This is a genomic window from Telmatobacter sp. DSM 110680 (genome assembly GCF_039994875.1).
In the GTDB taxonomy this organism is placed as follows: Bacteria; Acidobacteriota; Terriglobia; order Terriglobales; family Acidobacteriaceae; genus Telmatobacter.
In genome coordinates this window covers 5,527,772-5,546,296 of record NZ_CP121196.1, presented here as the reverse complement: position 1 = coordinate 5,546,296, position 18,525 = coordinate 5,527,772, and the positions used below count along the sequence as shown (strand labels likewise).

17 protein-coding genes and 1 tRNA gene are annotated in these 18,525 nt (G+C 55.0%); 6 read left to right on the top strand and 12 right to left on the bottom strand.

The features are described from left to right. Positions 1 to 98: 98 nt before the first annotated feature. The 5 genes from P8935_RS22860 to P8935_RS22840 all read right to left on the bottom strand — a co-directional run bounded on the left by P8935_RS22860 (position 99) and on the right by P8935_RS22840 (position 2,205). On the bottom strand, positions 99 to 329 hold the full coding sequence (locus P8935_RS22860) for a hypothetical protein (protein ID WP_348262623.1): 231 nt from the start codon (positions 327 to 329) through the stop codon (positions 99 to 101). 452 nt (positions 330 to 781) lie between these two features. Continuing rightward, complete coding sequence (locus P8935_RS22855; protein ID WP_348262622.1) at positions 782 to 1,048, bottom strand: hypothetical protein; 267 nt, start codon at positions 1,046 to 1,048, stop codon at positions 782 to 784. Then, on the bottom strand, positions 1,045 to 1,644 hold the full coding sequence (locus P8935_RS22850) for a recombinase family protein (protein WP_348262621.1): 600 nt from the start codon (positions 1,642 to 1,644) through the stop codon (positions 1,045 to 1,047). The genes P8935_RS22855 and P8935_RS22850 overlap by 4 nt, the downstream gene beginning before the upstream one ends. Beyond that, positions 1,641 to 1,835, bottom strand: a complete 195-nt coding sequence (locus P8935_RS22845; protein WP_348262620.1) for a plasmid partition protein ParG — start codon at positions 1,833 to 1,835, stop codon at positions 1,641 to 1,643. Before P8935_RS22845 ends, P8935_RS22850 begins: the two co-directional genes overlap by 4 nt. Positions 1,836 to 1,920: 85 nt before the next feature. Continuing rightward, on the bottom strand, positions 1,921 to 2,205 hold the full coding sequence (locus P8935_RS22840) for a helix-turn-helix transcriptional regulator (protein ID WP_348262619.1): 285 nt from the start codon (positions 2,203 to 2,205) through the stop codon (positions 1,921 to 1,923). Positions 2,206 to 2,363: 158 nt separating this feature from the next. Here P8935_RS22840 and P8935_RS22835 point away from each other — a divergent pair, with 158 nt between their 5' ends. The 3 genes from P8935_RS22835 to P8935_RS22825 all read left to right on the top strand — a co-directional run bounded on the left by P8935_RS22835 (position 2,364) and on the right by P8935_RS22825 (position 4,571). Continuing rightward, positions 2,364 to 2,621, top strand: a complete 258-nt coding sequence (locus P8935_RS22835; protein WP_348262618.1) for a hypothetical protein — start codon at positions 2,364 to 2,366, stop codon at positions 2,619 to 2,621. Between the two features lie 367 nt (positions 2,622 to 2,988). After that, positions 2,989 to 3,846, top strand: a complete 858-nt coding sequence (locus tag P8935_RS22830; protein ID WP_348262617.1) for a hypothetical protein — start codon at positions 2,989 to 2,991, stop codon at positions 3,844 to 3,846. After that, positions 3,843 to 4,571 (top strand): hypothetical protein, encoded by a 729-nt coding sequence (locus P8935_RS22825; protein WP_348262616.1) that lies wholly within the window; start codon positions 3,843 to 3,845, stop codon positions 4,569 to 4,571. The genes P8935_RS22830 and P8935_RS22825 overlap by 4 nt, the downstream gene beginning before the upstream one ends. 121 nt (positions 4,572 to 4,692) lie before the next feature. On the opposite strand, the gene P8935_RS22820 is transcribed toward P8935_RS22825, so the two are convergent. Next, positions 4,693 to 6,042: a site-specific integrase gene (locus P8935_RS22820; RefSeq protein ID WP_348262615.1), complete on the bottom strand. Its 1,350-nt coding sequence runs from the start codon at positions 6,040 to 6,042 to the stop codon at positions 4,693 to 4,695. Positions 6,043 to 6,071: 29 nt separating this feature from the next. On the opposite strand from P8935_RS22820, the gene P8935_RS22815 reads away from it, so the two are divergent. Further along, positions 6,072 to 6,146: transfer RNA gene (locus P8935_RS22815), tRNA-Gly, on the top strand. A gap of 148 nt (positions 6,147 to 6,294) precedes the next feature. Here the strand turns inward: P8935_RS22815 and P8935_RS22810 are convergent. The 3 genes from P8935_RS22810 to P8935_RS22800 are packed head-to-tail and all read right to left on the bottom strand — an operon-like array spanning position 6,295 to position 11,899. Further along, complete coding sequence (locus tag P8935_RS22810; RefSeq protein ID WP_348262614.1) at positions 6,295 to 9,384, bottom strand: CusA/CzcA family heavy metal efflux RND transporter; 3,090 nt, start codon at positions 9,382 to 9,384, stop codon at positions 6,295 to 6,297. A 14-nt stretch (positions 9,385 to 9,398) separates the two neighbouring features. Then, a complete protein-coding gene (locus tag P8935_RS22805) occupies positions 9,399 to 10,577 on the bottom strand; it encodes an efflux RND transporter periplasmic adaptor subunit (RefSeq protein WP_348262613.1) in 1,179 nt (392 codons plus the stop codon). Further along, complete coding sequence (locus P8935_RS22800) at positions 10,574 to 11,899, bottom strand: TolC family protein (RefSeq protein ID WP_348262612.1); 1,326 nt, start codon at positions 11,897 to 11,899, stop codon at positions 10,574 to 10,576. The genes P8935_RS22805 and P8935_RS22800 overlap by 4 nt, the downstream gene beginning before the upstream one ends. Positions 11,900 to 12,817: 918 nt before the next feature. On the opposite strand from P8935_RS22800, the gene P8935_RS22795 reads away from it, so the two are divergent. After that, complete coding sequence (locus tag P8935_RS22795; protein ID WP_348262611.1) at positions 12,818 to 15,040, top strand: GH92 family glycosyl hydrolase; 2,223 nt, start codon at positions 12,818 to 12,820, stop codon at positions 15,038 to 15,040. Positions 15,041 to 15,320: 280 nt separating this feature from the next. On the opposite strand, the gene P8935_RS22790 is transcribed toward P8935_RS22795, so the two are convergent. Both P8935_RS22790 and P8935_RS22785 read right to left on the bottom strand, forming a co-directional pair. Next, positions 15,321 to 15,803 carry a hypothetical protein gene (locus tag P8935_RS22790; protein ID WP_348262610.1) on the bottom strand — a complete coding sequence of 161 codons (483 nt, stop codon included), beginning with the start codon at positions 15,801 to 15,803 and terminating at the stop codon, positions 15,321 to 15,323. Positions 15,804 to 15,912: 109 nt separating this feature from the next. After that, positions 15,913 to 16,611, bottom strand: coding sequence for a uracil-DNA glycosylase (locus tag P8935_RS22785; RefSeq protein ID WP_348262609.1), 699 nt, complete (start codon positions 16,609 to 16,611; stop codon positions 15,913 to 15,915). A gap of 171 nt (positions 16,612 to 16,782) precedes the next feature. Here P8935_RS22785 and P8935_RS22780 point away from each other — a divergent pair, with 171 nt between their 5' ends. Beyond that, positions 16,783 to 17,373 carry a DJ-1/PfpI family protein gene (locus tag P8935_RS22780; RefSeq protein WP_348262608.1) on the top strand — a complete coding sequence of 197 codons (591 nt, stop codon included), beginning with the start codon at positions 16,783 to 16,785 and terminating at the stop codon, positions 17,371 to 17,373. A 5-nt stretch (positions 17,374 to 17,378) separates the two neighbouring features. Here the strand turns inward: P8935_RS22780 and P8935_RS22775 are convergent, their stop codons facing one another. Next, positions 17,379 to 18,524, bottom strand: a complete 1,146-nt coding sequence (locus P8935_RS22775) for an XdhC family protein (RefSeq protein ID WP_348262607.1) — start codon at positions 18,522 to 18,524, stop codon at positions 17,379 to 17,381. Between the last annotated feature and the right edge of the window lies 1 nt (position 18,525).

Below are 18,525 nucleotides of genomic sequence, written 5' to 3'. Positions count from 1 at the left end.
GCATAGTTTCCACCTTGTTCTGGTGGCCGTCGCACCGTGCGTCGGCTGCCCAGACCCCCAATCTACGTCCACCTGCGCGATTCTACGTCGTAGTTCCGCTAAGATTCGGAACGAGGAGCCCTAGAACGATGACCGACTGCGTCAATGAGTTCGGCGATGCGCGCGAGGAGTAGTCGACGGTATGCAACCGTGAAATCGGAGCCGAGAACGGACGATCCTTCGAAGTCGAGGATGCGAAGTGCCGCGAGGTAATCCTGAATCAGATCGTTGATGGATTGCATGGTGGAACGATCGTCCGCCTCGCGCCCCAACTTAGCGGTTCGACGCAAGGCAGCATCCAGCCCCACGAGACGGTTACTGAGAAGCCGGCTAAAGTCATGATGGTTCGTCTCCGTTGCCAGCGCATCTTTCCTGCAATTGAGGGGGAGGGCCGTTCGTAAGGCAAGTACGACGTTGACCGGTGAAGAATGCCGCATGGTAGAGGTAGGGTCGCACCGATTCGGCGTCACGGGATGTGCGGTGCATCACTGCAGGTCAAAGCTCTGAGACGTCTTGTGTCTATGCCGTTTTGTTCGGAGCTTGTCCTGGCCGCGTGAACTGATGCGCTTTATCTAGTTCGGTTGGACATTCTGATAGGAGGGACCCGGCTCCATAAATCCTCCTCGCTTGTTGATGAAGCGCCGAGTTATCCATTTAGGCCTCGTGACGCGTGAGATGTATTTCAAGGTATACCTTTTGAGACGGCCGGATCGACGAGATCCGGCCATTTGTTTTGTGGGGTTTAGGAGGCGCGTTTTTCGAGGCCTTTTGTCACAGCAACGATACGCCTGTGGATGTCATTGATGACGCGGCGTTGTTGAGCGATTGCATGTTGCAGGTCTGGTGTGCGGGACAGCGCGTTTTGGAGTTGATCGCGAAGATCTGCATTGGCCTGCTCAAGATATTTCCGGAGACGGGTCGGGCCGCCGTAGGCCTCGCCGGCGATGAAGCCGAAGGCCGCCGATAGGAGCATCCATACCGGGATGAAGTCTGCTGATTGCTCGATCATGCGGCATGCTCTCCTGGTGTTGTAGCATGCTTGCGGAGCTCACGTTGGATAGTGGCAGTCGAGACGCTGTGGCCTTTGGCGATCTGGCGAAGACTCAGGCCACGCTGACGGTCTTGTCGGATAGCGAGGTTGTCCAGTACCAGCGGCGCTCGGCCGATTCGTTGGCCTTCGAGCCGAGCGCGCCTCATGCCGGCGCGCACTCTTTCGACGATCAGCGAGCGTTCCAACTCAGCGATGGCGCCGATGATGACCACTATCGCGCGGCCCAGCGGGCCGCCTGTGTCGAGGTTTTCCCGGAAGCTAACGAACTCGACTCCGATCCGATTGAGTTCATCGAGCACATCCAGGAAGTGCTTCACCGACCGGGCGATTCTGTCCGAAGCCCAGACCAGGAGGACGTCGAACCGGCCGCGGCGGGCATCGGCCATCATCTGGTCAAGCCCCGGCCGCTTGGCCTTCGTGCCACTGATCTTGTCGGTGTACTCGGCAACGATCTCATAGTCGCGCTGAACCGCCATCTGGCGTAGATCCAGTACCTGGGTTTCGGGATGCTGATCGCAGCTGCTGACGCGCGTGTAGAGCGCGGCGCGCTTCATGCGCGCCGTCCCTTCTTCGGAGCGACAAGTCCATTCTTGTCGACATACTTCTGGATCCATTCCAGAATCAGATCGGTCATCTCGAGGCCTTGCGCTGCGGTTGCGGACTTGAAGCGGCGGTGAAGCTCTTCAGTAATATTTACGTTCAAGCGTTTTAACCCTATTCCTTCCTTGGTTTTGATCGGTCTCACCTCCTTCCTCTGAGGTGAGCATATGGGATTGTGAGTACCCGTCGCCAGTACCCCGGCTGGTCCAGAGGCCGGCGGCAGAGTAGGGCTATGCCTTCCAGGCAGCCCGGCAGATCTGGATAATCGTGGCTAATTGCACCTTGCTGAACTGGAGGGCGGCGGCCATTAAGCGTAACTGTGCCGCACTCTCTGGAATGCGGCCGGCTTCCACAGCCAGCCATTCAGATGGCCCCATACCAGCTAGATGGGCTACTTCCTCGACCGTGCAGCCCCTCTTCTCGCGGCCCTTCTGAATAAAGATTCCGAACAGCTTGCCCCAGACCAGCTGCTGCACCCGGTGGAAGTCTTCTTGATTGTTAATTGTCATACTCATATACTCCTTACTCCTGATTGCGCCCCTTTGTCAAGGATGCGTCGGATTTGAACTACATAATAAGTATGTGCTTATATGAGCGATCACCAAAGCTATGATCCTGGACATGGAAGAACCTGGGTACACCCGGTAAAGGAGCTGCCATTGGACTGGCACTGATGCTGCCATTCGTACCCGGCATGATCGGATCTCGCAAGAAAGGCAACGAGCTTCGCGACATCTATTCCGGTGAAGAACTGGTACCAGTCCGCTCCGGCCGCTGGTGGGAAGTAGGATCGACCGCATTTGAAGGCGCTCGAATCAAGGAATGGCGTCCCCACTGGAGCATTCTTCACAAGAGCCACGCTGAAGATGCTGCACTCTACGGATCAGAAGCAGAGAAGTGGAAACACAATCCGATTCTGCATCCGGACTAGGAATTTTTGTCCTTTGGCCTGTTTTAGAACCATCGAAAAGAACTACCGTAAACGCGGAGAATATTCGCGTATCTACATATATATAAACCGCTTGCAGCATCCTAGTTGCCCGCGGATTACGCACCGGCGCCGGCCAGCCTCGCTCACCACATCCAAAACTGCGCCACATCACTCCGGCATAGCTGAAAACTGCGCCATTCGGCCGTCTCCATCCGGGCTCTTCCCATCATTTCCGCGCCAACGTCTCTAGTCCGTCTTGCCTGCTTGTCCATAATGTTTGCCGGATCACGATCAGATCCACTTTGCTTTGTCCGGCGACGGGGATCACAATCCCTTTGCCCATCGCTCTGATAGCCTCTCCGTTTCCATGAGTAAAAATGTGGCTCCGATCAATGCTGCGGTTCGATTTCGTTTGTCGCCTCACCAGATCGCTGTCCTCGCGCCGGGCATTGAACTGATCACGCGGTCCTATAAGGATCATCTGCGCGCCGGGACCTCTCGCCTCTCTTACCCCTTCCGCATCTTTCCACCAGCCCGCGGTTTTGACCGCGGGGCATTCAACCAACTCTTCATGGACAACTTCCTCGTTCTCGGGGAACGTCTGATTACAAAAACTAAGGCCAGAAAATCGGTCCAGATGGATACGTTTCAACTCCGGACCGCTGTGTTCGCGATCCGCGCCTATATTGACTTTGTGCGCCTATTGAGACGTCAAAATCACCGACTTGGCCTTGAAGGCGAAGCTAGGATGCACATTGACGACAAGTCATTCACTCAGCTAAAGGCGAAGTCGCAACCCGTGATCCATTCCTTGGAGCGCCACATAAAGAGAGCGAATCGAGCTTTGATGACAGAAGTGGGAAACGAGAAGTACACGGAGTTAACGGTTGTCTGGAAGGCGCATCTACGATGGATGCGTTTGCATGTTGCCTATTGCAAGCCGTGGGCAAAGCCGAATCAGAACCTTAGAAAACAACAGCAACAAGCCATAGACGATTTAGTGCAGATGGCCAAGCGCGGCCTGCACAATGCGGGCTATCAGGCACCGGAAGAGAAAGACCTTCGCCACATAATTCGACTTTACGCAAGGTACGCCCGTGGCGGTCTACAAGGCCATTGGACCGTCCGATTTATGTTGGCGAACAAGGCAAGCTTCACCAGCACTTATTATCTGGCGCAATTTGTGATCGAACGTTCGAAACTCAAGGAGTTGTCCAGATCATGACGAAGCGGAAGAAAGCGGGCAAGAACCAGGAAGCGAAACACTTGAATCAAACTGCTCATCAGCGGGCTATGAAAAACCCAAAAACACAGGCGGCCTTTGGCCGCGTCCGAGAGCGTTGGAACGAGATGAGCACGGAACAACGGGGCGAACAACTAATTGAACTGATCGCCCTCAAATGTTCGGCTCGCGGGATCGCGGATGAGTTGGGACAGCCGGCGACGACTATCCGCAGGTACATTGGGCTTGCGAAGTCAACTGAAGGCAACAGCGGATGGAGCGAAAGATTGAAGCGCACGCTGGCCAAGGGACCCTTTACAACAAAAGCAAAGAGGGCTCGCGAGGTTGCCAGTTGCAACCCTCCTGAGACTCCAGCCAAGAAGGAAGCGCTGTCCGTCATCAAGGAGACGTGCCCTGTGAAGTATGACGTGCACTCTTCATCAACTCAGCAGACAAAAAGTATGGCTTCCACTTCATCGACCAGCGCTGAAGTGGGCCCGGTTGTGAACCCCGCATCGAGCGACAAAGAGAGCCGACCTGGAGAACGCGAACCAAAAACTAACCTAGTTGATCTCTACATGCACAGAGGGCAAAGTAGTCTGGACAAGAAGCAGCGATTGGCCTCAATCGCGGATTCAATCCCGACGCGCCGCGTCTGGAGCGCAAGATCGATGACGCGGCAAGGAGGACCATTGCCGCCCATAGACCCAAAGAGAACCGTCCCTTAAGCTTCAGAGAGCCTTTTGACACACTGGCGCCCATCCCTCTTACGACGTTTTCATATGCGACGTGAAAATCAGGACTCTACGATTCTCGCAGCGCCGAGCAAAACACTAGGTGCTGAGTCACCTAAACGAACGCAGCTAAAAATGAATGTTCCACTTTCTCCCGTACCTCGTTTTCGCCGACGAGGTGCAGGTATTTCTGTGTGGTTGAAATGTCTTTATGGCCGAGAACGAGCTGGAGCTTCTTGAGCCCGAGGACTGGAAGCATGTTCGATGCGAAGGTGTGCCGCCATCGATGGCGATTCCAGTGGTGGCAGCGTGGCGAAGTCCCGCAGGAATAAGGCAACTTCTCCTTCTTCCTTGCTGATCGCTTAACTGTGTACGTTCCTTCACACTTACCGCAGTTGAGGCCCGCGCGGAATGCGATCTCCTTACATGCCTCCAGCATGTGTGCGTCTACACCGTTGCCTCCATAATCAGGTCTCGTTGGATGTTTTGGGGCAGGGAACACCAGAAGCGACGTGCTTTTCCTCTTCCGGGCCTTGAGCGTCGCGAGCAGCGCCGACGGCACTTCGACCGACCTGATCTCGTAGCTCTTCGGCGTGAACTCCCATTGCAGCTTAGCGGACACGCTGATCTTCCCAGTCGTGTAATTGATGTCAGACCAAGTCAGCGTGGCGATCTCTTCTGACCTGAATCCAGTCAAAAGGAATGTTTGAAACAGCACCCGCTTGTCCGCAGTACAGGCCGCGAAGAACCGCCGCAACTCGTCGGGAGTGTAGACCTCGATTTGTTTGTCTGTGGTCTTCGGCCAGTCTCCTTTGCGAAGTTTTATTTCGGCTCCGGCGCCGCGCATTGCCGTCAACATCACGACCACCCGTTTATTAATGGTCTTCTGATCAAGTCCTTCCTCGCGCCCGGCAGCGAACAAGGACATGACGTCTGACCGATCAAGACGAGAGACAAGGTGCTTTCCGCGGTGTTCTCGGAACCACGCCAGATCGCGCTTATATGCCTTGTAGGTCGCAGCACTCTTGGTAGCTTTTACATCCCGGAGATACTCGACGATTGCAGTATCAATCGTCTTGCTCTCGACGGTCTCCGGTTCAGGCTCTGGTTCGACGTCTCCGGCGAGGATTCCCATCTTGACGTGCCAGGCGTTCAGCGCCTCGCGGGGAGACGAACCAACGGCCTGGCGTTTCAGATTGCCTTGTTCCCTCCAGGCGAGATAGAAATGCCCGCCCTTGCTGCTGGCTGGCTCGCCATCAATAAGTACAAGCCGCGGGTCGGGCTTGCCATTCTTTCGAACTACTCGAATGAATTGCCAGCGGCCGTCGACTCGGCGATACTGTACGAGGTTGACTTGTTTATGACCATACCCGCTGTCCACGTTCATCTTGCTCCTTCGGTTATCGAGAAGGCCGATGTACGTGAGTTTAGCAAGATGATCAGTGAGTTGATCAGTGAGGCTCATCACTCTCAGTAAATTATTGATTTTAAAAGGCGGGAGTAGTTCAGTGGTAGAACGTCAGCTTCCCAAGCTGAATGTCGCCGGTTCGATCCCGGTCTCCCGCTCCAAATAATCAATAAAATATAGAAATAGCTGAAGTGTCGGACCCGACTAATTCACTTCCCGCCGCCTTCCAACCGCTCAAAGGCAAGAGTCGGGAAATTCCGAGCAGATCATAGCCTTTGGTCCCAGCCTTAATGGAAGATCGCCAAAGAGTCAGACCTGCAAGATGTCTCCATCATGAGCGACCATCTCATACAGCACCGGGTTCACAAAGAATCCTAGAAAGAGCCGCGAAATGAGGCCCGCTACGATTACGATCGCAAATGGCTTCTGCGTGTCGGAGCCGATTCCGGTGGAAAGTGCGGCGGGCAAAAGTCCCAGGCAAGCGACGAGGGCCGTCATCATGATTGGTCGAAGACGCAAGAGCGAAGCTTCTCGAGTTGCGGTGCGGATGTCTTTCCCTTCGAGGCGAAGTTTATTGATGTAGGAGACGAGGATGACGGCCGTTTCAACCGAAACGCCCATCAGAGCGAGCAAACCGAGCGCCGAGGAGGCGCTGAACGAAGTGTGGGTCAATTTAAGTGCAATCAAGGCGCCGACAGGCACCGTCATGATGACGCCGATGGCAATGGTGATGGGAAACTTGAAGTTCCCGTAAAGGGCGAACAAAATCATGAAGATGATTAGAACGGCCATGGGGCCGATGTATTCCATCTGCTTCTCTGCCTGAAGTAATTCTCCGTACTCCCCACCCCATGTGAGCTGATATCCGGGCGGCAACGATTTCGCGATGTCAGCGATGGATCGCTGGCCCTCGTGGACGGCGCTCTGGAGGTCGCGCCCTTCGATGCTGTACTGCACGCCAATATAGCGCGAGTTGTTCTCGCGATAGATAAACGACGCCCCGCCGGATTCGTGAATGTCGGAGAGTTCGCTCAGAGGAATTTGCTGGCCCGTCGGTGTGCCGACCAGCAGGTTGCCGATCTCGTGCGCATTCTCACGAAACTCTGGCTTCATGCGCACGACGAGGTCAAATAGTTTCTCACCTTGAATAACCTGCGTAGCGGCCTGCCCACCTACGGCCGCTTGAACGATGGCTTCAACGTCGGCCACGTTGATGCCGTAGCGGGCGATTTTGTCGCGATCGACACCGATAATCAGGCTGGGTTGGCCGAGTTCGCGCACAACCGTAAGCTCAGTGAAACCGGGCACCTGCGAAAGCCTGCGCTTGATTTCGAGCGCCTGGCTTTGAAGAACATTGAGGTCGGGTCCGTAAATCTTGACCGCGAGCGCGCTTTTGAGTCCAGTCAGCGCTTCGTCAACTGCGTCTTCGGCGGGTTGTGTGTAGTTGAAAATGACACCGGGGAATGCTTGAAGCTGGCTTTGAATATCTTCAGTTAGCTCTGCTTTATTGTGGATTTTGCCCATTTTCCACGAAGAATCGCTATAGGGCTTAAGACCGACGTAAAACTCATCATTGAAGAACCCGGTGGGATCAGTGCCATCGTCTGGCCGGCCAAGTTCGGAGCCAACATCGGTCACCATTGGATACTTCAATAGGATGTTGCGAACCTGCGGAGAGAAGTTACTCGCTGTTTCAAAGGAGACTGTATACGGTAAGGTTGCTCTTACCCAGAGTGCACCTTCGTCGAGATGAGGCATGAACTCTCCCCCGATGAATGGGATGAGCAGGAGGGTGGCCGCGAGGATCAAGATGGCGCCAAACAGAGTTGTTTTGGGGCGATCGAGGCACCACTCAAGCTGCACGGCATAACGGTCCCTCACCCACTCAAAAGGCTTGTTTACGCGTTCGTGAACTCCACCCTTGAACCAATAGGCGCACAGGACGGGAACCAGTGTCAGCGTCAAGATGAGCGCACCGACGAGAGCAATGGCAACTGTGTCGGCCATCGGTTTGAATAACTTTCCCGAAGGTCCACCGAGCGCGTAAATCGGCAAGTAGCCGGCGATGATAACCGCGACGGAGTAGAAGATGGGACGATCGACGTCTTTCGCCGCTTCGATGATGACGTCATGCAGATCGTAGGTCTGGCCTTCGCGCGCCCCCAACTCGCGGAAGATGTTCTCCACCATCACCAGGGTTCCATCAATCAGAATTCCGAAATCGATGGCGCCGATGGAAAGGAGATTTGCAGGAATTCCTTGCGCATGCAGAAAAATAAAGGAAAAAAGCAAGGAGAGGGGAATCGTGAGTGCGACGATCACCGCTGCACGGACGCTCACCAGAAATGCCATCAGTACGAGAAAGACGAGGACCATTCCCAGCAGCATGTTGTGTTCGACCGTGCTGATGGTCAGGTCTACAAGATCGCTGCGGTCGTAGTATGGGCGCACCTTTACGTCGGGTGGCAGGATACTTTGATTCAGTTCCTGCGTCTTCGCCTCAACGCCTTTCAGCACGTCCTGTGTTTGTTCTCCGCGCCGCATCATGATGACGCCCTCTACAGCATCATCGGTTTTATTGAAACCAAACTGGCCCAGACGCGGGGCGTTTCCGATGACAACATCGCCCACATCGCGGATGCGGATCGGCACCCCATTCTGCGAACCCACCACCACGTTGCCAACGTCAGAGGTGTCACGGATTAGGCCCAAGCCGCGGACATAGTAGATCTGACCGCCCTGGGGATAGAATCCACCTCCCGCATTCGAGTTGTTTACGGACAACTGCTGAATCACGGCAGGTACGGTTAAGTGATAGGCGTAAAGCCTGGCGGGATCGAGAACCACCTGGTACTGCATGACGGTTCCGCCGAATCCGGAATCGTCAGCAACGCCAGCGACTTGCTTGTACTGGCGCTCAATCACCCAGTCTTCAAAGGTCTTCAACTCCTGAGGCGTGCGGTCAGGGCTCTCGAGAACATATCGATAGACGAGCCCAGACGGGCTCGCAAGCGGCGATAGAGAGGGGGTTACTCCGGTGGGATAGGTGACCTCGCTGAGTCGCTGAAACACAACCTGGCGCGCGAAGTAATCGTCGGTGCCATCGTCAAAGGTCAGAATGACGTCTGAGAGTCCGTACAACGAGATCGAGCGCATGACGGACATCTTCGGGACGCCGTTCATCTCCACTTCGGTGGGAACGGTGACGAGGCGCTCGATTTCTTCCGATGCATGTCCCGGCCACTGGGTGATGATCTCAACCATCGGCGGCGAGAGATCAGGATAGGCATCCACCGGCATGTGGACGAATGAGATGGCACCACCGACGGTGATAAAGGCAACTAACAGCAAGACAAACATCCGTTGCCGCAGAGCGAATTGCACGATGCGATTAATCATGGAAACTCGCCTCCTCAGTGTTGCAGCGAATTAGCAAACTGAAGAAACAAGCTGCCGTCACCGACAACCTTCTCTCCAACGGAAATGCCTTTTAGAATCCGTGTCTGGCCGTTCTGGCTCTCACCAAGATCGACATCGCGCCGACCAAATTGATTTGCGCCAGTACTGACATATACAAACGGCTGGTTGTTGTCGTCGCGCAGAACCGAAGAGTCCGGGACAGCCACTACATTTGAGATGGAACCGGCCGTCACCGTAACGGTGCAGTACATGTCTCTCTTCAACTTTTCGCCAGGATTATCGACGATGATGCGCGCCTGCAAGGTCCTGGTGTTTGGATCCAATGCGGGTGAGACGTAGGAGATCTTCCCATGGAAGCTGCCGGGATAGGCATCCGTCTGCACTACAACATCGTCGCCGCTTTGAACATATGCGAGGTCTGCCTGGTAGACATTTGCCAGCACCCAGACAGTACTTAGATCCGAGATGGTAAAAGCCTGCGTCTGGCCTGCCTGGACCACTTGCCCCGGAGAGACGAGACGCTCAACCACCTCTCCGCTGATAGGTGCCAGCACCGGGATTTGCGCGGATGAAGGAGCATTGGCCAAGCGGCTCGGATCTTTGATTCCGAGAATCTTCATGCCTTGCTCGGCTGCATTCAGATCGGCCTGCGCCTGGTTGCGATCGGACTCAGCCTGCTCCAAGTCTTTTTCCGCGATTGCATGGTGCGCATACAGTTCCTGTGCACGGCTGAAGTTCTTCGAAGCCAGACGTTGCGAATCCGCCGCCTTCAAATAGGCGTCAAGTAACTGTGAATAGTCTGGACTGCTCACGTCGAGCATTGCCTGACCCTCTTTCACGTGTTCGCCCGGGACCACAAGGATCCTGCTCACCGGGCCGCCAACCTGGCTGATTACCGGCGTGGTCTTGAAGGCGTTGTACGCTACCGCACCCGTTAGTCGCAGGGTCCGTCTGAGCGTGACCGGCTCAACGGTGACAACCTGCACGTGCGACATCTGGTCTTGTGGAATGGTAAAAAGCTGCGGGGTCGCGGACTTCGAAGCCTTCGCGGAGAACGATGTCATCTGGCTTGCCTGCTCGCCGTCATTCGAGTGGCAGGCGGTGAGCATAACAAGGCAGGTGATTGCCATCGTGCATGAAATGCTTTGGCCGGCGATAAGTCTATTCTTCATGGCAGGCTCCTGGTTCCTACGGCTTGGCGAAGCTGTTCGATCGCGAGCAGGTAGGTTGCAAGCGCCTGCCTGTAGCCGAGTTGAATGGCTCGATTGCTGCGCTCCGCATCGAGGAAATCAAGCAGGCTGGCAGCGCCATGCTTGTAGGCGAACTCAGTGATTTCGAGGGATTGCTGCGCGTTGTCAAGATAGCCAGACTTGTAGAGGGAAATGATCTTATCGTTCGAGCGAACGTTCTCAAACGCATCCCTCACGTCGGTCAGCACCTGTCCGCTCGCATATTTTTCCTGTTCCTGTGCTTGTGTGATGGCGAGGCCAGTACGCGCAATCTCCCCCTGGTTCCGATCGAAAATGGGAAGCTGAATTTGCCCGAACAGAGAAACATTGTTGGTGTAACTAAGGTGGGTATAGCTGATTTGCCCGGTCACATCTCGCTTGCCGATAGATTGTTGTAGTGCATGCTGGCTGTTCGCGGCATTGACCCCCAACTCTGCAGCATGCAAGTCCGGCCTGTTTTGAAGTCCCTTTGTTTGAAAATCTTCGAGATTTCCTTTGACTGGCTGGTAATCGAACGACCCCGCAACATCATAGTCAGCGTCAATAGACTCATATCCGAGTAGTTGGCGGAGATCCGAAAGTCCTTGCACCCGGGAGAGTTGTGCCGCAGACACGTCCGTCTGAAATTGGAGCATCTGCAGTTTAAGCTTCAAGAGGTCATCGAGACCTACGTCGCCTGCTTTATAACGCGCTTCGCCAATGTCCACAGTGTCTTGAAAGCTCTTCAGATCCTGGGTCGCCAGTTCGAGCGTTGACTCGGCAAGTTCAATATTGATGAATTGCGAAGCCACGCTGAAGGCAAGACTTCGCTCGTTATCAGCAACCTGAGATCGTGATACGGCGGTCACATCCTTTGCCGCTTGCAGGCGATGTTGTCGTTTCTTTCCGCGTTCAAATAAGTAGCTGAGACCGACGTCGAACTGCGCGGAATTGTCGATGTAATCGGCGCTGAACTGGCTTGGCTGGAAGATAGGCAGGAATTGTGAATCGCCTAGGAGAACCGGGTTCGGTCGCAGATTGGCCGGTGTTTCTTCTGCCTCGTTCTGCTGAATCACAGTGCGCGCAGCCAGCACATTGTGATTGTGTTGGAGGGCCAGCCGGATCGCTTCGTTGAGCGAAATGGTTACGGCGCCTGGCTTCTGCGCAAGAGTATTTGCCTGCGGAGACGGTGGCGATGCGCTCTGCGCACGAAGAGGCTGCCTACCTGCGATTTCAAAAATGAATACCGAGATGAACAAGATGGAGCACGAGCGCTGCAGGCGCATGGGCAATCTGCCTCCTTCGCAAAACACTTGAATCGATGGGGTGTGCCTAAGCGGCACAGTATGTATTCAGGGGCTATGCGGGAGGAGCGCGGGCAGGAATCTGTGTCGAAGCAGATTGAGCAATAAAGTCAATGGACTTTGGAGCAGGTCCGGCACACACGGGGACTGGGAGACACGCGCGGATGCCCGCCACCGTCGGTGCTATGACCAGATGACATAGCGAACAAGTGTCGGAAGCAGAATTGGCGTGGTGATGCCAAACCGTTCCGAACGTGACTCCAATCAACAAGACCAGGAGTACGATCGGAACAACCACACACCAAATTCGCTTTTTGCCTAATATTCCTAAGATCAATCTCAAATGCCCTTTGCGGGATCGGGATTAGTGTAGTCCCAAACCTTCATTCTTGACTATTTAAGACTTGATCCGAGGTGCTCCGCCAAGAGGCAGCGAGCTTACAACCTTCCTGGTGTCTGGCACCGGTGCGGTCGCACCTAGCGCCCTCGGTGTCCTGGGTCTGAGGCTCCGGTCACGCTGCTGGTCTCGTTGGATGACGAGGTGTTCAATACCAACGTTCCAATTCGGCGAGGATCCGATGACGAGCACTATGAGACGTTCTAACGGGCCGTCGGTGTCGATCTGGTCGCGGAACGAGAAGCTGCGGTTCTGAGGGGCACTTCTGGGTCAAGAACGGATCTGCGCGGATCCTCATGAAGTTTTCAGGGTATCCCGAAGAAGCAGAGCAACAGATATTTCACCACAAACAACTCCGATGGTTCTCAGATCGCAGATGAGAATCCAATGTTCGAACCCACTCAATCTCTGTACACGACGTTGAACGGCGAGGATCCTCCGAGCGCATCAAAGGGAACCACGCGCGATGATAGTCAACGATAGGGCGACTTACAATTGCCCTTATGAATAGATTTGCACCAGCGATTGTTGTGCTTGCAATGGGCACCGTAACAGGCTTGGTAGCCCAGAACGATGTTGTTTCGTATGTGAATCCCCTGGTGGGATCACAGAAGAGCGCTATCGGGTACGGCGGCACAATGCCCTTTGTAACACCGCCCTTCGGCATGACAAACTGGACCCCGCAAACGCGACAAAACAAGATCAGCATCGTTTCGTACAACTACGATGACACGACAATCTCAGGCTTCATTGGTACGCATCAGCCTGCGATCTGGATGGGCGATTACGGATATGTCACGGTCATCCCGCAGGTGGGCGAGCTGCGCACTACGCCAGAGTCTCGCAAGCTTTCGTACAGTCACGCATCGGAGGTAGCGCGCCCCGATTATTACCGCGTCTCGTTGGGTACTGGAGCGGATGGGAAGATACAAGCAGAGATGACGGCGACCGAACGCTGCGCCTTTTTTCGCTTCACCTTTCCAAACGCAGCGGGCCCCCGGGTAATCGTTGAGGCCTCACGTCCTGGAATAGCGGGACTGGCCTCCGTAAATTCTCAAACGCAAGAGATTACGGGCTATAACCCGCATCGCATGGATGCACATCTAGGCCCGTTTGCACTACCGAACTTCAAAGGCTATTTCGTAGTCCAGTTTGAGCAACCGCCAATGGACATGAAAACTTACGGGGATGACGGTTCAAGCCATGGAGCATACGCCGAATTCAGACCCGGACAGACCATCCAGGTCCGCATAGGTACGTCATTCATCAGCATCGAGCAAGCGCGCCAAAACCTCATGCGTGAGATTCCGAGTTGGAATTTTCGTGCAGTGCAAGAAAAACTTCACACGATATGGAATCGGAAGTTATCGCAACTCCAGATCGGCGGAGCCACCGATAAGGACAAGACGCTGATGTACACGGCGATGTACCACGCGCTGCTCTATCCGCGTGTTTTCTCTGAGTACGGCCGATATTACAGCGCGTTCGATGATTCCATCCACAATGGAGAAAGCTATACCGCCTACTCCATCTGGGACACTTTTCGTGCCGAAAACAGCATGCTCACGTTGCTCGCTCCGGAACGCATCGACGGCATGATCACAGCTCTTCTGCAAAATTTCAAAGAGGGTGGCTGGATGCCCAAGTGGCCCAATCCCAGCTACACCAACATCATGATCGCAACACATGCGGATTCCCTTGTGGCGGAAGCTTTCAGAAAGGGATTCACCGGTTTCGATCGCCAACTCGCCTGGCAAGCCGTCTACAAAGACGCGATGACACCGCCCGATGGCGACACGACTCGTCGTTGGCTCGATCGCGAAGAGTACACACCCTACGAGGCCCGTGCAGGACTCACCTATTACAAGCAGCTAGGCTACATTCCAACCGACAAAACCGATGAAGCGGCCTCGAGCACTCTCGAAGACAGCTACGACGACTGGTGCATTGCCCAGATTGCAAAGGCTCTCGGAAGAAGTGAGGATTTCCGCTTCTTTCTAAAGCGTTCGCTGAATGACCGCAATCTCTACAACCCCGCTCTCGGGTTGATGAACGGAAGGACGTCAGATGGCAAGTGGGCTCCGATCGGCGGCGAGAAGGATGATGACCAAAACCGCTCCGTCTCTGGATGGACCGAAGGTGACACCTGGGTCTACACGTGGTCGCCTCTGCACGACCAGGCAGGTCTGATCCAGTTGATGGGCGGAGTGGAGAACTACGACAAGAAACTGGATCAGCACTTCAGCGGCGGCCACAACGTGCACAGCAATGAGCCGAGTCACCACTATGGTTATCTCTACGACTTCGACGGGCAGCCTTGGAAGACACAGGCGATGGTACGGAAGATTGCCGCAGAGGAATACGATGCAAGTCCCGGCGGCCTTGACGGAGACGATGATTGCGGGCAAATGTCTGCGTGGCTTCTATTCACAGCGATGGGCTTTTATCCCGTAAGTCCTGCCAGTGGAGAATACATGATCGGGAGTCCGATGTACGGCGAGATATCGCTCACTTTAGCCAATGGCAAAAGATTCCGCTTGGAGACGAGCAACAACTCCGCCAAGAACGTCTACATTCAGTCTGCGACCTTGAATGGAAAAACGCTCGACATGCCGGTCATCACTTGGGAACAGATCCAGGCAGGAGGTGTTTTGCATTTCGTCATGGGTCCTGAGCCGTCGAAATGGGGCAGCAAATGGAGGCCGGCCCTGATACTAGCCAACTAGATTCGATGCGGCGATGACAGCCTCAGATCCGACCTCAGCGACAAGAAGAAACGAATCTGTTTCGTGTTTGTTAACGGCCTTACGGCGAGCCAACAATGCGTGGAAGATCGTGAAAAGTATCAGTATTCATTAGCGAAGAGCTTCTTTTTTGATCGTAGGATCGGAGAGAGATTTGGGGCACTCGTTCGGCTCTCCCATGAGTCTGCGTTGACAAAGAACTCATGTCAGGGCGGTTTGATTCAGTCTCCCTTTTCTATTCGCCTGATTATGCCCTTTTGACTTAGCGGCTCTCTTCTACCTTCACTACGTAGTAGGTAATCGATTCTCCCTCGGCCACGAGCATTTGATGAGGCATGCCTGCGGGGATATGCACTACGTCTCCGGCCTTAAGTTCCTGGCGCGAACCACCTTCAACTGCCTTGCCGCGAATCTCGCCGGGGCCGGACTCTTTCTGTTCAATAAGACGACCGCCAGTAAGAACGCTGGCTCGTCCTTCGAGGATGTAGAAGATGTCGGCGAAGTGTTGATGCAGTTCGCCGCCGCCGCTGTGCTGGCGAAAAGCCAACATCGTGTAGTGGTGCGGATATTGTTCCAGTGTCTCGCTGGCGGAGCCGTCACTCTTTGCGGCGAGCTCCTGCAGGTGCTTTGCGCGTTCCTGCAAGTCCGCCGTTGACCAATGGTCGGATTTCATAGTTTGCCCGTATACCCCCATCGCAAATATCACAAATGCTGGAATCAAGACTCTGCGTGCCATTCTACTCATCGCATCTCTCCTCGCGTCGGGGTCGCAATCCAAGTCACTCAAAATTACAAAACCGCGCACAGAACCGAAATCAAGTGCCTCTTGCGGGTGGAGACTTATCAGGCAGATCTCAGCTTAATCCCGCAAGCACTCTGGCGCGTTTGAACACTTCAAGGAACATGGGTCGAGTTAGTTTTCCCGTATTTGTGTTCTGCAATGAAGGATGGTAGCTGGCGATCGTCGTAAGTCCACTTGGCAGTGCATACTCCGCACTGTGACTGAAGGTGTAATTGGCACGAGTAATGGCGGCTCCTAGACGTTGTTCGCGTGTCAGCAATCCATCAAAGGCGATCCTACCAAGGCAAACTACAACACAAAGATTTTTCAGCAGCGCCATCTCCGCATCCATCCATGGAGCGCAGTTATGCAACTCCCCAGGGGTGGGCTTGTTCCCCGGCGGCGCGCAGCGCGCCACCGATGTGATCCAGAGACCATCGAGTTTCATGCCATCGTCGCGTGAACTGGCGTGGGGAAGGGATGCAAATCCCGCCTCATGCAGGACGGGATAGAGAAAATCTCCAGAGCCATCGCCGGTAAAGGGACGACCCGTTCGATTGGAACCATGGGCGCCGGGCGCGAGACCCAATGCAAGGACGCGAGCATCTGGATCTCCGAATGAGGGAACCGGACGCCCCCAGTATTCCCAATTGGCATAGGCACGGCGCCGAACCCGGGCGATCTCCGTACAATGCGTCCGGAGTCGCGGACAGCGATCACATGCAACGATTTGTGCGTTGAGTATCTCAAGAGGATTTGGGGAAACCGTCATGACAGATTCTAGGGTAAACCGCCAGTTTGCCTCGAGCACGCTCGCAGTTAAACGATCTATTCATAAATGCAACTTCACCGCTTCCTGCCCATCAGATAACATGTGTCTGACTTCTTCATGCGCACTGGCATCGAGCTTTCAGCGTCTCAAAATTGAGTGGAGGATCCCCATATGAAATCAGCGAAAATCCTAATGCTGGCTGGCGACTTTGTTGAGGACTACGAAATCATGGTTCCTTTTCAGGCCTTGCAGATGGTGGGCCATAAAGTGGATGCGGTATGTCCGGACAAGAAGAAAGGCGAACAGGTACGCACGGCGATTCACGACTTTGAAGGCGATCAAACATACACCGAAAAACGCGGACACAACTTCACGCTGAACGCGACATTCGACGAGGTCAATCCTGCGGGCTACGACGCACTTGTCATTCCTGGTGGGCGGGCGCCGGAGTATCTCCGCCTCAACCCCAAGGTGCTTGAGCTAGTGCGGCATTTCGATAAGGAAGGCAAACCAATCGCTGCACTATGTCACGGTCCTCAGATACTGGCCGCGGCTGGGGCGCTCAAGGGCCGCAAGGTCAATTGCTATCCGGCATGCGCGCCAGAAGTGAGCCTCGCTGGCGGAACGTTCGTTTCTCTCGACTTCACGGATGCAATCGTGGACGGCAAGCTCGTTACGGGCCCAGCCTGGACGGCGCATCCCGCGTGGCTGGCGAAATTTCTCGATGTGCTTGAGGCTCACTTGAAGGAAATGGCCGCCTGATTCTTCTAGGCGTTGCTGATAGCAGGGTGTACGGCGCGAACCTGGCGCAGAGGAAGCGCAGACGCGCTGTTCAATGTCTGCTGAATCTCAGCGATGATCGAGAGCGCAATCGCCGCCGGTGTCTCCGCGCCGAGATCGAGACCGGTAGGTGCGTGCAATTGCCTGAGCCATTGCTCAGCGCGATCGTGTTCTTTCGGCAACCCGAGAAGCCTTGCAGCTTCCGCGAGAACTTCGCGGGTTCTGCGTTGCGGCCCCAGCACGCCAAGGTAAAAAGGTAGATGCTCGCGATTGAGCAGTGTGGCTAGTATTCGCGCATCTTGATCAAAGCTGTGGGTGACGAGCACGACCGCATCGCTCATCTTCACGGCATCGAGTTCGAGATGATTTGCAGGCAAGGTTTCGATAGGAAGTGTCAACACTTTGTCGGCGGCTGAGAAGCGATCGCGGGTTGCGAGGTGGCTGCGGCCATCTGCAATCGCTGTGAACCAACCCAGCGCGCGTGAGAGGCGCACTAGCGGCTTTGCATCGTCGCCCGCGCCGAAGATCCAAAGTCCGGGTCTTGGCGCGCGATAATCAACCCAGATTCGCGTCGGCTGTGCATCCACCGCGACGCGCTGGTCAAGCGATCGCCTCTCCTCCAGCGCTTCGAATGCCAGGCCTTGCAGCCAATCCGAGAGAGAGCCCGCAACGACTTGATCGGATTGTGCAGTCTGAGCGGTAGGCCCAGCGAAAAATCTCTTTGAGATCTCCGTCCCCTCCAGCAAGGTTGCAATCGCCAATGGCATCCTTGCTTGAAACGCTGCCTCGAGAGCATTGAGTAATGTGGTCGCTGTCGCGCGCCGTTCCAGCAGTACGAAGATAACTCCGCCGCAGCCCGAACCGTAGGGCATATCGCCATCATCTTCGGCGGTCGAGTAGCGTTCCACCCGTGGACCTGACTCCGTGAGCCACCATGCACGTTTCGCAACTTCGGCTTCGAGGCATCCACCGCTCACTGTGCCGGCGCGCCTGCCATCTTTTGCGATTAGCATGCGCGCACCCGGCTTGCGGTAGCTGGGACCGTCAACCTCCACCACCGTAGCCAGAACGTATTCAGCTCCAGCCGCTTCCAACTCGTGCCAAAGCGGAAGGATATTTTCGAGGTCGGTCATG

What these genes read in the sequence shown, in the direction of transcription:
- P8935_RS22855 (WP_348262622.1), bottom strand. Translation starts at nt 1,048, where the DNA reads ATGATCGAGCAATCAGCAGACTTCATCCCGGTATGGATGCTCCTATCG.
- P8935_RS22850 (WP_348262621.1), bottom strand. Translation starts at nt 1,644, where the DNA reads ATGAAGCGCGCCGCGCTCTACACGCGCGTCAGCAGCTGCGATCAGCAT.
- P8935_RS22840 (WP_348262619.1), bottom strand. Translation starts at nt 2,205, where the DNA reads ATGAGTATGACAATTAACAATCAAGAAGACTTCCACCGGGTGCAGCAG.
- P8935_RS22835 (WP_348262618.1), top strand. Translation starts at nt 2,364, where the DNA reads ATGCTGCCATTCGTACCCGGCATGATCGGATCTCGCAAGAAAGGCAAC.
- P8935_RS22830 (WP_348262617.1), top strand. Translation starts at nt 2,989, where the DNA reads ATGAGTAAAAATGTGGCTCCGATCAATGCTGCGGTTCGATTTCGTTTG.
- P8935_RS22825 (WP_348262616.1), top strand. Translation starts at nt 3,843, where the DNA reads ATGACGAAGCGGAAGAAAGCGGGCAAGAACCAGGAAGCGAAACACTTG.
- P8935_RS22820 (WP_348262615.1), bottom strand. Translation starts at nt 6,042, where the DNA reads ATGAGCCTCACTGATCAACTCACTGATCATCTTGCTAAACTCACGTAC.
- P8935_RS22810 (WP_348262614.1), bottom strand. Translation starts at nt 9,384, where the DNA reads ATGATTAATCGCATCGTGCAATTCGCTCTGCGGCAACGGATGTTTGTC.
- P8935_RS22805 (WP_348262613.1), bottom strand. Translation starts at nt 10,577, where the DNA reads ATGAAGAATAGACTTATCGCCGGCCAAAGCATTTCATGCACGATGGCA.
- P8935_RS22800 (WP_348262612.1), bottom strand. Translation starts at nt 11,899, where the DNA reads ATGCGCCTGCAGCGCTCGTGCTCCATCTTGTTCATCTCGGTATTCATT.
- P8935_RS22795 (WP_348262611.1), top strand. Translation starts at nt 12,818, where the DNA reads ATGAATAGATTTGCACCAGCGATTGTTGTGCTTGCAATGGGCACCGTA.
- P8935_RS22790 (WP_348262610.1), bottom strand. Translation starts at nt 15,803, where the DNA reads ATGAGTAGAATGGCACGCAGAGTCTTGATTCCAGCATTTGTGATATTT.
- P8935_RS22785 (WP_348262609.1), bottom strand. Translation starts at nt 16,611, where the DNA reads ATGACGGTTTCCCCAAATCCTCTTGAGATACTCAACGCACAAATCGTT.
- P8935_RS22780 (WP_348262608.1), top strand. Translation starts at nt 16,783, where the DNA reads ATGAAATCAGCGAAAATCCTAATGCTGGCTGGCGACTTTGTTGAGGAC.
- P8935_RS22775 (WP_348262607.1), bottom strand. Translation starts at nt 18,524, where the DNA reads ATGACCGACCTCGAAAATATCCTTCCGCTTTGGCACGAGTTGGAAGCG.